The organism is Janibacter sp. HTCC2649 (genome assembly GCF_000152705.1).
In the GTDB taxonomy this organism is placed as follows: domain Bacteria; phylum Actinomycetota; class Actinomycetes; order Actinomycetales; family Dermatophilaceae; genus Knoellia.
Genome location: NZ_CH672413.1, coordinates 3,354,553 through 3,369,172, shown reverse-complemented (window position 1 = coordinate 3,369,172; position 14,620 = coordinate 3,354,553). Strand labels below are relative to the sequence as shown.

The following is a 14,620-nucleotide window of genomic DNA, read 5'->3' as shown; positions in this document are numbered from 1 at the left end:
AGCCCGTTACCCCTTGCCTTCAGCGCATCACCGCAGGACACTGACGGGAACCCATCCTTTTGGGAGGTGCGCGATGAAGCGAGCGCTCTGCCTGTTGGGCCGGCACGTTTGGGAGCATCACGTCAACCACGAAGCGAGCGGGCCGGACGCCAACTACGAACAGTGTCGTCGGTGCGGCAAGGAGAAGAAGCAATATGGCCCGCCGGGCCAGTGGTCACGCGTCATGCCTGGTGGCTGATCACACGCAGTGGGCGCGCTCAGCGATAGCCTGACGGACATGGCAAGCAACCAGTTTGAACAGGCCGTCGCGTCGGTCGCGGACCTCACCAAGGACCCCGGCAACGACACCAAGCTGCGCCTCTACGCGCTCTACAAGCAGGCGACAGGTGGTGACGCCGACGGCAAGCGCCCCGGTTTCACGAACCCGGTCGGCCGCGCCAAGTACGACGCGTGGGCCAAGCTCTCGGGCACCTCGAGCGAGCAGGCCGAGGCCGACTACATCGCCGAGGTTTCTCGCCTGTCCTGATCGTTCCGGGTGTCCTGAAACTGACCGGAACGCCCGCTAGCGTCGCTGGAGAGCTCGAGACCGGCTCGGGCGACTGCGGGAGGACGCGTCATGGACTTCCGGATCGAGCTCGTGCCCATCAGCGTCAGTGACGTTGATGCTGCCGTGGACTTCTACGGCAGGAAGGTCGGCTGGACGGTCGACCACGACCAGACGCCCATGGAGGGGCTGCGCTTCGTGCAGGTCACGCCACAGGGGTCGGCATGTTCGTTCTGCTTCGGCACGGGCCTGGACATGCTGCCTGCTGGGCAGACCCAGCACATCCAAATCGTTGTCGCCGATGCCGACGCCGCCTGCGACTACCTGCGCGGGCGGGGCGTCGAGTGCACTGATGTCAAGGACCTTGCCTGGGGGCGCTTCGTCGACTTCAGCGACGCCGACGGCAACCAGTGGACGTTGCAACAACTCCCCGACCGCGGCTGATCGAGAACATCTGAACTCGCGAACTCAGTCGAAGACGCGGTTGAGGTAGCCCTGCAGCGCCGCGGTGGTCTTGGGACCCCACGAGCCGTCCTGCTCGGCGCCGACCTTGGCCTGGAGGGCCTTCGTCGTCTTCGGTCCGATGGAGCCGTCCTGCGTCGACCCGACCTTGCCCTGAAGCTTCTTGACGTCGTCGCGCGACCAGATGGCATCGATCGATCCGCCGACCCACGTCTCCACGGCCTTGCGCGTGCCAGGTCCCTTCTGACCATCGACGACGAGAGGGAAGAGGGTCCGGGTGGTGTCGCGGGAGACGGGAACGGCGAGCCCGTTCGACAGGGTGAGCCCTGCACGGACGCTGCAGACCGGCCACGCACCGGGGCCCTGGACCTTGAGGACCTTCTGGGCGATGAGGATCTGCTGCGACTTCGACGCGAGATTCGCAGTGGTCGCGTAGGTCTGGCCGCCAAAGGCCTTCCACGTCGAGTACGAGAACTGCAGCCCGCCGTAGTAGCCGTTGCCGGTGTTGATCGACCAGTTCCCACCGCTCTCGCAGATGGCCACGCGGTCCCAGACGTTCTCGGCCGCCCCGGCGCCGGTCGCCAGACCGAAGACGGCCGCTGACGCGGTCGTGGCAAGGAGCGCGGTGCCGACGACTGCGCGGCGCAGGGGCCGGCGTCGAGTCGGGCGGGAGGGGAATTCAGGGGCGAAGAGCATGACCGAAGTCCTTTGCGTCAGGGGACGACAAAGGACGCTACGTCACATCAGTCACAGATTTCAATCCTGTCACATAACTACACAACTGTAACTTCAACACCACCTGTCACGCAAGGACGCCGCACGGCGTGTCGCGATCAGCGCGCGTTGAGGTGACGCTGCAGGGCTGCGGTGGTCTTCGGACCCCACGATCCGTCAGCCGTGGCGCCCACGAGCTTCTGGAGCTTGCGGACGTCCGAGCGGTTGAACCCACCGTTGACGGTGCCGCCGACCTTCTTCTCGAGGAGGCGGGTGTCGGCCTTGCTGAGCGAGCCGTTGACGGACCCACCGATCCACGACTCGATCGCGCGCCGGGTCGCCGGACCCTTGCGTCCGTCGACCGCGAGCAACCCCGGACGAACCGTGTCGCGCGAGACCGGAACCTCGGCGGCGGGCGTGGCCACGGCCGCGCCGTTCTCCCTGGTCAGCCCGGCGCGCTTGCTGCAGACCGGCCAGGCGCCCGGGCCCTGGGTCTTGAGGACCTTCTGGGCGATCTCGATCTGCTGGCCCTTCGAGGCCTTGTTCGCGGTGGTGGCGTAGCGCTGACCGCCGAAGCCCTTCCACGTCGAGTAGGAGAACTGCAGCCCGCCGTAGTAGCCGTTGCCGGTGTTGATCGCCCAGTTGCCACCGCTCTCGCAGGCGGCGACTCGGTCCCAGACGGTTCCGCCCGCGGAGGCGGACTGGGCCATTGCGGTGGCGCCACCCACGGCGGCCACGGAGGTCACGGCGACACCTGCCAGGCGACGACGAACAGGGGCTGACTTCGGGGCAGCGTGCTTCGGGCTGTAGAACATCGGCAGGGGTCCTTGCGGTGAGGGGTGACCCAACAGGGGGTTCGGGCCAAGCCTCGAAGGTAGCCTCGATCACCAAAGGTCACAAGAAGATCACGGATATTCACAAATCTGTGAAACTTCCGCCCAGTCCGGGCGCCCTCAACACCTCAGACGCGGGCACGCCGGCGCACCCGGGCCACGCGACGATCCCAGGGCGAAGCGATGATCTCGCCGAGGGTCGTCCCCGTGGCGATGGCGAGCAGGACACCGGCCGCGCCGAGCAGGGTCGCGACACCGGCCTGGAAGGAGAGCGTCCCGATGTCCGTGGCGTTCTGGCCGACGAGCTCATAGAGGCCGCGGAAGATCGTCAGACCGGGCAGCAGCCCAAAGCTCGCAGGCACGACGACCACCATGGCCGGCGCACCCAGACGCAGGGCCACGAGCCGGCCCACCAGACCGAGCGTGACGGCGGCCAGCCCCGTCGCCGTCACGGCGCCCACATCGAAAAGGCGAGTCAGCACGGCATACACACTTCCTGCGCCCACGGCCAGAGCCGCGGTCGGCAGCACCAACCGGCGCAAGGTCTGCATCGTCATGGACCCGCAGGCACCCACGATGAAGACACCAATGACCGATGCCCACCATTCCGCCTGGGTCGTGCGCAGGTCGAGCACCGACGGTGAGACGAAGGTGAACGACAGCGCTTCGGTGAGCCGGATCGTCGTGCCCAGCGCCACCGCGACGCCGATGATGATTCCGGTGAGCGACACCATGACGGCGAGCAGCCGTCCGGCGCCGGTCACCGCATAGCCAGAGATGACGTCCTCGACCGCGGAAGCCATGGTCCGCCCCGGAAGCAAGGCAACGATGCCGCCGGCCACGATGAAGGCAAAGTCCTTGCCCCCCAACGGAATCCATCCCTGGGCACCCAAGGCATACGCCACCCAGGCGAGCACCGTCGCGATGAAGGCGCTCACGGCGTTCGAGTAGAAGTCGGGCAGATGGATGGGCTGCATCAATCGCGAGACGGCCGACACAGCGAGGACCACGAGGACCGTGATCGCAGCAGTGAAGAGCGTTGCCCCGATCATCACGGCCACAGCCGCAGCGAGCCCCGCCGTCGCCGCCGTCACCGACCAGTCGGGCCAGATGCGCCGAGCACGCTTGATGTCGCGCAGCTGCTCGACGGCTTCCGGAAGCTCGATGTGGCCGCTGACGAACGCGTCGACCAGCTCGTGCACCGCCACCAGCCGGGCGTAGTCGTGGCGCGTCGAGCGCACGACCCGCAGCTCCGTCACCGCGTGCACGGCGTCGACGCGCGCGTGGACGAGCAACGACTGCAGCGTGATGTCGATCTCGACATTGGTCAGCCCGGCCGCGGCGCACACCGCGGCGACAGACCCTTCGACCTGGGGTGCCCCGGCGCCGGAGCGCAACATGAGCTCACCAAGGCGCACGGCAAGGTCGAGGGCCTCGCGCACGCGCGCCTCTTCCGCGGCCTCGATGGCGACCCGGGCGTTGCGATAAGGGGTGCGTCGCAGGAGGTCGACGAGCGGCATGGGCTCGGTCGGAGGCCCGCCCTGCAGGCGCCAGGCCCGGCGGCGACGGTCTGCGTCGCTCACGGCAGGTTGAGCTGGTCGGCCCACGAGGTCCCGGTCGGCCACCACGACGGCTGGCCGTTGACGACACCCGCTGCCGCCACGGCGACCGCGCCGACGAGCAGGAGGAGGACGAGGACGCGACTCACGCTCGGGCCGGGACTCACCCCCCGAACGATGCTGCGGGTGCCGCGGCGCAGGCTGGCGCCACCCGGGCCCCACCACGCCATCAGCCCGGCGAGGAGGCCACCCACGGCGAGGGGTGCGAGAGCATCGGGCTCCGGCGACCCAGTCCCTTGGATGGCGACGACGGCCAGCGCCGCACAGAACACACCCGACACGGCCATGAGCGCCGGCATGATCGCGCCGAACAGCGAGCTGATGACGCCCACCAGGAAGTGCCACGGGCTGGCCACCACCGCGACCGGAATGTCACTGCGACGCCGCCCCTTGTCGTGCCTGCGCATGATCAGGGAGGTCACCGAACGGTCGGCAGTGCGCGCGAGCACGATCCACACGAGCAGCCCGATCGCGGCCACGACTGGGGCGGTGGCTGCTGTCGCGACGAGCACGGCGAGCAGGGCGGCGACCGTGCCACTGCGGCTCTGCCGACCGATGCGCGGGTCGATCAGTGGCTGGCCGTCCCTGGCGGCGTCCCAGTCGTTCTGGCCGGGTTCCTGCGGAGGGTATGCCGGGTGCTCCAGTTGTCGTTCCGGCGCCACCTGCGGCGCACCGAGCGGGGGGCCGAAGAGCGCCTCCGCCGGGGTGGGACGCTGCGCCACCAAGGGCACGACGGCTGGCATCACGGCGGGAGCGACTGCTGGGCGAGAGGGCTGAGTCCGGTTGCGGGACAAGGGAAGCACGGCGGTTCGGGGCATCGCCAACGCCTGGGTGGGTGGCGTCGGACGGCGCACCTTGATGATGTCGGTGACAAGGCCGCCGTGGGCATACTTCTCGAGAGCCGCCACGACCTCGCGCTGGTGCGGGCGGTCCTGAGGAACGGGAGCGAGAGCGGCATACAGCAGGGGCGCGATGCGCTTGTCGACGCCCGCGAGGTCGGGCTCACCGGTGGTGACGCGGGTGAGAACGGCGTCCATCGGACCGCGACCGAAGGGCGGACGTCCCGACGCGGCATACGCAAGGGTGGCCGCCCAACCCCACCAGTCGGTTGCGGTCGACACGGGAGAACCCTCGACGACCTCGGGTGCAAGGTAGCCGGGCGTACCCATGACGAGGCCGGTCATGGTGAGGCGGATGTCGTCGGCGACGTGGGCGATGCCGAAGTCGATGACGACGGGATCGCCGTCGACGATGAGGACATTGCCCGGTTTGAGGTCACGGTGGATGACGTCGCTGGCGTGGATGACGTCAAGCGCTTCGGCGAGGCCGCGCCCGAGGCGGTGGAGGTCATCGGGACCCATCGGCCCATGAGCACTGACGACCTCGTCCAGCGGCGGGCCGGGAACGTAGCGCGTCACGATGAAGGGCCGCTCCCCATCGACGTCGGCGTCGATGACCGGGGCGACGCGAGGGCTGCGAATCCGGCGCAGGGTCTCGACCTCGCGCGTCAGTCGAGCGCGGGCTGCGGGGTCATGCGCGACGTGTGGTCGCAGCACCTTGATCGCGACGGCCTTGCCGTGGCGGTCGAGTCCGAGGTGGACGACACCCATGCCACCCTCGCCGAGTCGCTGGACGAGACGGTAGGACCCGAGCAGCGAGTGCTCGGGGAGGCCGTCCCTCCCACCCGAGTCGTCAAGGATTTCGGCAGTCATGCAGACACGGTATGCCGTGAGCCTGCGAGAAACCTGTCCGAATCGCCGAACCAGGTGTGACTGGTGTGGCTGATGTGACTCAGGTGGTTACGGCTCCGAGGTGATCCTTCAGCTCCGCCCGCGAGGTGATGTCGAGCTTGGTGTAGATGTGACGAAGGTGGTACTCGACCGTCTTCGGGCTGAGGAAGAGCGCCGCGGCGGTCTCCCGAGTGGTGCGGCCCTCGGCCAGGAGCTCGGCGATCTGCAGCTCACGAGCGGTCAGGTCAACCACTGGTCCCGCCGTGCGAGCGCGAGCCGTCAGACCCGTCGCTTCCAGCTCCGCGGAGACCACGTCGGACCAGCGGCGGGCACCGAGGGCGTCGAACGTGGCCCGGGCCTGCTGCAGCGGCACCCTCGCATCCACCCGTCGACGGGCCCGCCGCAACCGGGCACCGTGGAGCATGAGGGTTCGGGCTCGCTCGAAGGCGTCGTCGCCCTCCCCGTGACCGTCACCGTGCAGAGTCAGGGCGAGGCCGAAGAGATCGTCGATCTCGTCGTCCGACCCGAGGAGGGCGGTCGCCCTCGCCGCCCTGGCCAGTGACCACGGCAGGCCCTTGTGCCGAGCACGTGCCTGGAACGCCACCTGGACCTCAGTGGCCCGAGCCCGGTTGCCCTTGCGCAGCAGGGCCTCGACCAGCTCCGGCCCCGACGACAGGTCCGGGTCGCCCACGCCGAGGTCGTCGAGCCGCTGCTCGAGAGCCGTGAATCCCTCGATCGCCGAGTCGACCTCGCCGAGCGACAGCTCGAGCTCGGCGCGGGCGAAGTCGGCCCACGCGGCAGCAAGGTTGAGATCTCGCCCCTCCCCGACCCGGACGGCTTCGGCAGCGTGCTGGTGGCACTCCTCGACCCGCCCCTGGCGGGAGTACAACGCCGCCAGACCGGCCAGCGACGCACCGAGCTCGGTGAGCTGGCCGAACTCGCGCGCCAGACCGACGGCCTCGCTGTAGCCCGCTTCGGCCCACGCCCACCGGTCCGTCGTCGCATCGCCGCGGGCGAGGTGGAAGAGCAGGTGCGGCAGCTGACCGAGCTCGGAGTTCCGGCGACGCGTCTCGATCGTCTCGCGGAGCAGGTCCCTGCTGGCCCCGACCTCGCGCAGATAGAGCAGTCCGGCGACGGCGAAATCCGCATAGAAGGGACTGGGGTCCTGTCGGATGGCCAGAGCGTCCACTCCAGCGCGCAGCTCCTGCATCCCCGGTTCCCCGGCGATCACACGTGCCATGCCAACGGCGATCGCGGCGACCGCCGCAGCCCGACGGGACGGGTCGCCGCCGGTGCGAGCTCCCAGGTCCGAGAGTCGCTCGGCGACCGCACGTGCACTGCCCGAGTCCAGGAGATAGAAGCAGGCGTCGACCGCAGCGGCATACATGAGCATGGCCTCGTCCGGCGCGTCGCTTTCGGCGTCCCCGGCCGCCGAGAGCAGCAGGTCGCGCGCTTGCGTGAGCGATCCACCGCGGGCCGCGACCTGCCCGGCCATGGCGTGGGCACGGGCTCGCTGGCCGGCGTCCGGTGCGTGGCGGGCCGCCTCGTCGAGGAGCGCGGGTGCGCGGGCGTCCTCACCGGCCAGCCACGCCGCCTCACCTGCAGCGAAGAAGCGGCGAGCGCGCGAGGCCGCATCCTCGGACAACGTGGCGGCCCGCTCGTGCGCCGAAGAGGCAACAGCGAAGGCACCGCGCGCAGACGCACGAGCCCCCACGTCGTCGAGTTCGCGCGCCACCGCGTCATCGAGCCCCAGCGCCGCCTCGCTCCGGTGCCAGGCACGACGGTCGCGATCGCCCGGCGAGAGCGAGTCGGCGACCAGGGTGTGGAGCCGCCGACGCTCGCCTGCCGGGATAGTGGCGTAGACCGCCGATGCGACGAGAGGGTGCGTGAACTCGACGCGATAGGGCGACACCGTGACGATGCCGAGGTCCTCCGCGCGCGCCAGGCCCGCCAGGTCGAGGCCTGCCGCCACGCATGCGGCACCGATCGTGGGCACGTCCCCGTCAGCGATGACGGCCATCTGGAGCACCCGCAGTTCCTTGGGAGAGAGCCCAGCAGTCCTGCGAGAGAACGCATCCGCGACGACGACCGGCACGGTGACGGTCTGACCGAAGGCCACACCGGTCAGTCCCTCGGGCTCCTGGGCCAGAGCCCGGATGGCGAGAGGGTTGCCGGCACTCATCGCCATGAGGCGTCGGCGCTGCTCTGCCGTGAGCAGGCCGGGAGCTGCCTCGTCGACGAGCCGATCGGCAGCCTCCGCGTCGAGCGGTCCGACGTCGAGCGTGGGCAGGCCGGCCCAGATCTCGCTCTCCCGTGGTCGGACAGCGACGAGCACGACGACCGCGTCGACGAGCACCCGCCGGGCCACGAACGCCAGGGCCTGGGCCGAGGGTGTGTCGAGCAGGTGGGCATCGTCGACCACCAGTGCCAGCGGCCCCGATTCGGCCGCTCGGGTCACGAGAGTGAGCGCCGCGGCGGACACCGCAAACCTGTCAGCGACACCCTCGGTCCTCATGGCCAGAGCGACGCCCAACGCGTGGGCCTGCGGCTCGGGCAGGTCGTCGATGGCACCCAAGAGTGGCTGCAGCACGCGCGCCAACCCGGCGAACGGCAGGTCGTGCTCGGAGGCGGTCCCGACCCCGGTCAGCACCTTGAACCCGTCGGCGCGCGACCTCGCATAGGACAGCAGGGCGCTCTTGCCGATGCCCGCGTCACCGCTGAGGACGAGCACCCCGCTGCGACCCACCCGGGCACCGGACATCAGCGCATCGAGGGTGCGCTGCTCGTCAACCCGGCCCATCAACATGACCCCTCGATGCTAGGGCCGGGCGCAAGGACTAGGTGGGGGCCCGGATGCGACGACACCGCTCCCCCGACGAACCTCGATCCGACGCCATGACAGGGGTCACGGCACCCATCTCAGGAGATCGCCATGAGCACCGACACCACCACGTCCACCAACACCACGACGGCTGACGCCGCCACCCCGCCCATCGACATGGACAAGCTCATGGGCTTCGTCTTCCGGGCCGTCGACGAGGTGGGCGCCACCCTCAACTGCGCCCTCGTCGTCATGGGCGACCGGCTCGGCTACTACCAGGCCCTTGCCGACCACGGACCTCTCGTCGCATCGGAGCTCGCGCGCCGTACCGGAACCGGCGAGAGGTATGCCGCCGAGTGGCTCAACGCGCAGGCTGCGGGAGGCTTCGTGACCTACGACCCGTCGTCACTCACCTACACGCTGCCGGCCGAGCACGCGATGGCACTCACGGACCCGAGCAGCCCGGCATACCTTCCGGGGTTCTTCCAGATCGCGTTCGGCACGGTCCGCGACGCGGATCGAATCTTCGACCTGGCCCGCGACGGCGACGGACTCGGCTGGGGCGAGCACAACTCCGACGTCCACATCGGGTGCGAGCGCTTCTTCCGTCCGGGCTACGCCGCGAACCTCGTGGGCGAATGGCTGCCCGCCCTCGACGGCGTCGTCGCCAAGCTCGAGGGCGGCGCCAAGGTCCATGACCTCGGCTGCGGCCACGGCGCGTCGACGATCCTCATGGCGCAGGCCTACCCGTCGACGACCTTCGTCGGATCGGACGCGCACGGTGCCTCGCTCGACGTGGCCCGCGAGCGCGCTGCCGAGGCTGGGGTCGGTGTGCGCATCACATGGGAGTCGACATCGGCCACTGCGCTCGGCGGGTCGGGCTACGACCTCGTCACCACGTTCGACGCCCTGCACGACATGGGAGACCCGGTCGGTGCGGCCCGTCGGGTCCACGACGCGTTGGCTTCCGACGGCACCTGGATGGTCGTCGAACCGGTCGCCGGCGACCGCGTCGAGGACAATCTCAACCCCGTCGGGCGGGCCTACTATGGCTTCTCCACGCTGCTCTGCACTCCGGGATCCCTGTCCCAGGACGTTGGTCTCGCGATCGGCACCCAGGCAGGGCCGGCCCGCATCCGCGACATCGTGACCACCGCTGGCTTCAGCAGCTTCCGGATCGCGGCCACGACGCCGTTCAACAACGTCTTCGAGATCAGGAAGTGACCACGTGTCACTGACCAGCACTCGCGTCGGTGACGCGGCGGACCCGGCCAGCCGGGCCCGCCGCCCCGACCGGTCCGGCGTCACCTCGCGCGACGGTGTGGACCTCGCCTGGGAGTCCTTCGGGACGGCGTCGCCGACGCTGCTGCTGATGCCGACCTGGTCGATCGTCCCGTCGCGGATCTGGAAGGCGCAGGTGGGCTACCTGGCTCGTCACTTCCGGGTCGTCACGTTCGACGGTCGCGGGAGCGGCGCCTCCGGCCACCCGACGGGCGCCGCGGCATACACGAACGAGGAGTATGCCGCCGACGCCGTTGCCGTGATGGATGCGGCAGACGTGGATCGGGCTGTCCTCGTGGCACTGTCGTGCGGCGCCAGCTGGTCGGTGCACGTGGCGACGAGCTGGCCCGAGCGCGTGCTCGGGATCTTCGCCATCGCCCCGTCGTGCGGCTTCTCCATCGATGACCCCAACCGCGACCACGTGCCCTGGGACCAGCCCCTGCCGAACGCCAACGGGTGGAACAAGTACAACAAGCACTACTGGCTCGACGGCGACTACGGCGACTTCGTGCGGTTCTTCTTCTCGCAGATGTTCAGTGAGCCGCACTCGACGAAGCAGATCGAGGACGCCGTCGCGTGGGGGCACCAGATCTCGCCGCAGACCTTGGCCGACACGACCGCCGGGCGCATCGGGTGTGACGGGGCGGTGTGCTCGGACATCGAGGCGTTGTGCGCCCGAGTCACGCAGCCGGTGACGGTGCTCCACGGATCCGACGACCACGTCCGAGGGTTGCAGTACGGCGAGCGGCTCGCCGAACTCACCGGTGGCAACCTCATCGTCGTCGAGGGCGCCGGACACGGGCCGCTGGCCAGGGACCCTGTCTTCGTCAACCACGAGATCCGACGCTTCGCCGAACGGTTCACGTCGCGACCGGAGGACGAATCGGAAGGCGGTACCCGGCATACCCACGTCCGTGCCACATCGCGGCGCAAGCGCGCCCTCTACATCTCGTCGCCCATCGGGCTGGGGCATGCGCGCCGGGACGTTGCCATCGCCGATGAGCTGCGGCTGCTGCACCCCGACCTCGAGATCGAGTGGCTGGCTCAGGACCCGGTGACGCGGGTGCTCGCGGCCAGGGGCGAGACGATCCACCCCGCGTCAGCGCACCTCGCGAACGAGTCGGGCCACATCGAGTCGGAGTGCGGCGAACACGACCTGCACGCGTTCCGGGCGGTGCGTCGGATGGACGAGATCCTCATCAACAACTTCATGGTCTTCGACGAGCTGATGGAGCGCGAGCCGTTCGACCTCGTCATCGGGGACGAAGCCTGGGACGTCGACTACTTCCTGCACGAGAACCCCGAGCTGAAGCGGGCGCGCTATGCGTGGTTCACCGACTTCGTGGGATGGCTGCCGATGCCTGACGGCGGGGAGGAGGAGGCCGCACTCACGGCTGACCTCAACGCCGAGATGATCGAGCACCGGGCGAGGTTCCGCGGGCTGCGCGACCGGTCGATCTTCGTGGGGAACCCCGCTGATGTCGTCGCCGATGCGTTCGGGCCGGGGCTGCCGGCCATCCGCGAGTGGACGGAGGGCGAGTTCGACTTCGCCGGATATGTCACGGGGTTCGATGCGTCGGTCAAGGACGTCGAGGGGCTCCGGCCGCGGCTCGGCCACCACTTGGACGAGAAGATCTGCGTCGTCTCCGTCGGTGGTTCGGGCGTCGGATTGCCGCTGCTGAGAAGGGTTTTGGACGCGGTCCCACTCGCACGGCAGTCCGTGCCCGAGCTGAGGTTCGTCATCGTCACAGGGCCGCGGATCGACCCGGCGTCACTCCCAGCCGTTGCCGGGGCCGAGGTGCACGGGTTCCTCCCCGACCTCACCGACCACCTTGCGGCGTGCGACGTCGCACTCACCCAGGGCGGGCTCACGACGTGCATGGAGCTCACGGCGCTGCGCAAGCCGTTCCTCTACGTGCCGCTGCGGCACCACTTCGAGCAGAACTTCCACGTGAGGCACCGCCTCGAGCAGTACCGCGCCGGGACGTGCGTCGACTACGGGTTGGCCACCGACCCGAACGCCCTCGCCGCGATGCTCGTCAAGGAGCTCGGACGCGACGTCGACTATCGGGCCGTCGAGACCGACGGTGCTGCGCGGGCAGCCGCCCTCCTGGCCGACCTGCTCTGACGCGCCCGAGCGCCTCGGCGACTTCTCTCAGGCGAAGGCGGAGAGGTGCAGCACAGGCTCGAAGCCATGCGCCATCGCAGCCACCGACGTCGGCGGCGTGAGCACCTCCACGGTGTCGCTCGCGATCGGCACCGGAGGTCCCCAGCCCTCGAAAGCGAACGGTCGCAACGCCTCCCCTGTCCACAGGCACGGTCGGCGCTCGGCGTTCAGCACAACGGTCCCGCTCGGCAGCTCACCGAGGGTGGAACGCCAGAGCTTGCGATCCGCTGCCCGGTCGATCCCGCGACCCGGGCGCAGCCGCTCGTCCGCCAGCCGACGATTGAGCTCCGTTGCCGTCAAAGGCTTGTGGGCACCTGCCGCAGCGGAGACAGCGTCGCGATACGCGGCATACGCGGCTCTTCGGCATTCACCACACGGGCGGTGACCGGCGGCCAGCGCCACCGCCTCATCGAGGAAGAAGATCGGGGTCCAGCGATGGGGGCGGGCCAGATCCACCCGCCATCCCCTGAACTCCAGCAGACACGTGATCCACAACAGGTTAGTCTGGTGATGACGCACGACCTGCTCGTGGTCGTCCACCACGCAGCCACGGTTGCCCGTGAACAACCCGCGGGCAGGGTTCGCGACCAGGTCACCCCACGGGTCGACCCGGTTGCGCCGGGGCATCGAGATCGCGGAGCTACTGCTGGATGTAGGCGCTCAACTGGTCGCGCTCGGCCTGCAGGTCGGTGATCCGGTGCTTGACCACGTCACCAATGCTGACGATCGCCTTGAGCTGACCATCCACCACGACGGGAACGTGGCGGATGCGGAGCTCGGTCATGGTGTGCTCGAGCGCACCGAGCTCGTCCTCGGGGGCACACGTCGCCACCTCGCTCGTCATGATCGACGACACGGGCTTGCCCAGAACATCGGCACCGAGCTTCTGGAGATGACGCACAATGTCACGCTCACTGACGATCCCGTCGACGCTCTGACCGTCATCGCTCACGACGACGGCGCCGATGCGATGTTCGGCGAGCAGGTCGAGGAGGTCGGTGACACTGGCGTCGGAGCGCACCGTGATGACGGTGTCTCCCTTGCGCTTCACGACATCGGAGATCCTCATGTGCCGACGGTAGTGGTCCGCGCGTGCCCGCGCCAGAGTTACGCCATCACCCTGCGGTGAGACCGGCCGACCACCCCTGCGGTGAGACAGGGGAGTGACAGGAGCCACGGCATACGGCATGCTGGCAAAACCGCTTACACCGACGTGAGCGGGTTTTTCCCTTTACAACGGATCGTCCGGCACGTTCCTGCCGGTGAAGGAAGGCAATGCAGCCATGGCAACAGTCAAGTTCGACGAGTCCACCCGGGTCTACCCCGGCAACGACACCCCTTCGGTTGACCGACTGAACATCGACGTCAAGGACGGCGAGTTCCTCGTCCTCGTCGGTCCCTCGGGCAGCGGCAAGTCGACCGCCCTCCGCATGCTGGCTGGCCTCGAAGAGGTCAACGGCGGCAAGATCTGGATCGGTGACCGCGACGTCACCAACCTGTCCCCCAAGGACCGCGACGTCGCCATGGTCTTCCAGAACTACGCGCTCTACCCGCACATGTCCGTCGCCGACAACATGGGCTTCGCGCTCAAGATCGCCGGCGTCGACAAGGCCGAGATCCGCAAGCGCGTCGAAGAGGCCGCCAAGATCCTCGACCTCGCGCCCTACCTCGAGCGCAAGCCGAAGGCCCTCTCCGGTGGTCAGCGTCAGCGCGTCGCCATGGGTCGCGCCATCGTGCGCAGCCCCCAGGTCTTCCTCATGGACGAGCCGCTGTCGAACCTCGACGCCAAGCTCCGTGTCCAGACCCGCACCCAGATCGCTTCTCTCCAGCGGCGACTGGGCGTCACGACGGTCTACGTCACGCACGACCAGGTCGAGGCCATGACCATGGGTGACCGCATCGCGGTCCTCAAGGACGGCATCCTCCAGCAGGTCGCCACGCCGCGCGAGATGTACGACAGCCCCGCCAACGTCTTCGTCGCAGGCTTCATCGGCTCCCCCGCGATGAACCTCATCAGCGTCCCCGTCACCGACGGCGGCGTGAAGTTCGGCTCGCACACGCTCGAGGTCCCGCGCGACTCCCTCAAGGGTGTCGGCTCCAACGCGATCGTCGGGGTTCGCCCCGAGGACGTCGAGGTCACGTCCGAGGGCCAGGGCCTCGAGATCACCATCGACGTCGTCGAAGAGCTCGGCGCCGACGCCTACGTCTACGGCACCCCGAGCGACGAGTCGATCAAGCTCGAGGGCGGCGAGGACTCCATCCCGAAGCCGTTCATCGCCCGTGTCGACGGCCGCCGCGTCCCCCTCAAGGGTGACAAGATCTGGGTCCAGCCCAACGCGAGCCACATGCACATCTTCAACGCGGAGTCCGGCGTCCGCCTGAGTTGACGTCGCACCAACACTGCCTTCGGGGGTGCCGAGAGCGGCGTATGCCGCGTGCTCGGCACCCC

At 69.0% G+C, this 14,620-nt stretch carries 12 protein-coding genes; 5 read left to right on the top strand and 7 right to left on the bottom strand.

All coding sequences use genetic code 11. The features are described 5' to 3' along the window. Positions 1-277 precede the first annotated feature (277 nt). Together JNB_RS16145 and JNB_RS16140 are read left to right on the top strand one after the other, a co-directional pair. Positions 278-526 (top strand): acyl-CoA-binding protein, encoded by a 249-nt coding sequence (locus JNB_RS16145; protein WP_009777586.1) that lies wholly within the window; start codon positions 278-280, stop codon positions 524-526. 90 nt (positions 527-616) lie between these two features. Next, the gene (locus JNB_RS16140; protein ID WP_009777585.1) at positions 617-988 is read left to right on the top strand and encodes a VOC family protein; all 372 of its coding nucleotides are present in this window, start codon (positions 617-619) and stop codon (positions 986-988) included. Between the two features lie 24 nt (positions 989-1,012). Here JNB_RS16140 and JNB_RS22240 read toward each other — a convergent pair whose 3' ends face one another. The 5 genes from JNB_RS22240 to JNB_RS16115 all read right to left on the bottom strand — a co-directional run bounded on the left by JNB_RS22240 (position 1,013) and on the right by JNB_RS16115 (position 8,702). Next, on the bottom strand, positions 1,013-1,702 hold the full coding sequence (locus tag JNB_RS22240) for a transglycosylase family protein (protein WP_009777584.1): 690 nt from the start codon (positions 1,700-1,702) through the stop codon (positions 1,013-1,015). Positions 1,703-1,839: 137 nt separating this feature from the next. After that, on the bottom strand, positions 1,840-2,535 hold the full coding sequence (locus tag JNB_RS22235) for a transglycosylase family protein (protein WP_009777583.1): 696 nt from the start codon (positions 2,533-2,535) through the stop codon (positions 1,840-1,842). A 146-nt stretch (positions 2,536-2,681) separates the two neighbouring features. Then, a complete protein-coding gene (locus JNB_RS16125) occupies positions 2,682-4,136 on the bottom strand; it encodes a threonine/serine exporter ThrE family protein (protein ID WP_148232477.1) in 1,455 nt (484 codons plus the stop codon). Next, the gene (locus JNB_RS16120) at positions 4,133-5,884 is read right to left on the bottom strand and encodes a serine/threonine-protein kinase (RefSeq protein WP_009777581.1); all 1,752 of its coding nucleotides are present in this window, start codon (positions 5,882-5,884) and stop codon (positions 4,133-4,135) included. Before JNB_RS16120 ends, JNB_RS16125 begins: the two co-directional genes overlap by 4 nt. A gap of 79 nt (positions 5,885-5,963) precedes the next feature. After that, positions 5,964-8,702: a LuxR family transcriptional regulator gene (locus tag JNB_RS16115; RefSeq protein WP_158306148.1), complete on the bottom strand. Its 2,739-nt coding sequence runs from the start codon at positions 8,700-8,702 to the stop codon at positions 5,964-5,966. A gap of 132 nt (positions 8,703-8,834) precedes the next feature. Here JNB_RS16115 and JNB_RS16110 point away from each other — a divergent pair, with 132 nt between their 5' ends. Together JNB_RS16110 and JNB_RS16105 are read left to right on the top strand one after the other, a co-directional pair. Continuing rightward, positions 8,835-9,947 carry a class I SAM-dependent methyltransferase gene (locus tag JNB_RS16110; protein ID WP_009777579.1) on the top strand — a complete coding sequence of 371 codons (1,113 nt, stop codon included), beginning with the start codon at positions 8,835-8,837 and terminating at the stop codon, positions 9,945-9,947. Between the two features lie 4 nt (positions 9,948-9,951). Beyond that, positions 9,952-12,132, top strand: coding sequence for an alpha/beta hydrolase (locus tag JNB_RS16105; RefSeq protein WP_009777578.1), 2,181 nt, complete (start codon positions 9,952-9,954; stop codon positions 12,130-12,132). 27 nt (positions 12,133-12,159) lie between these two features. Here JNB_RS16105 and JNB_RS16100 read toward each other — a convergent pair whose 3' ends face one another. Together JNB_RS16100 and JNB_RS16095 are read right to left on the bottom strand one after the other, a co-directional pair. Beyond that, positions 12,160-12,798, bottom strand: a complete 639-nt coding sequence (locus tag JNB_RS16100) for a hypothetical protein (RefSeq protein WP_009777577.1) — start codon at positions 12,796-12,798, stop codon at positions 12,160-12,162. A 13-nt stretch (positions 12,799-12,811) separates the two neighbouring features. Next, a complete protein-coding gene (locus JNB_RS16095; RefSeq protein WP_009777576.1) occupies positions 12,812-13,240 on the bottom strand; it encodes a CBS domain-containing protein in 429 nt (142 codons plus the stop codon). 214 nt (positions 13,241-13,454) lie between these two features. On the opposite strand from JNB_RS16095, the gene JNB_RS16090 reads away from it, so the two are divergent. Next, positions 13,455-14,558, top strand: a complete 1,104-nt coding sequence (locus JNB_RS16090; RefSeq protein ID WP_009777575.1) for an ABC transporter ATP-binding protein — start codon at positions 13,455-13,457, stop codon at positions 14,556-14,558. The last annotated feature ends 62 nt before the right edge of the window (positions 14,559-14,620 follow it).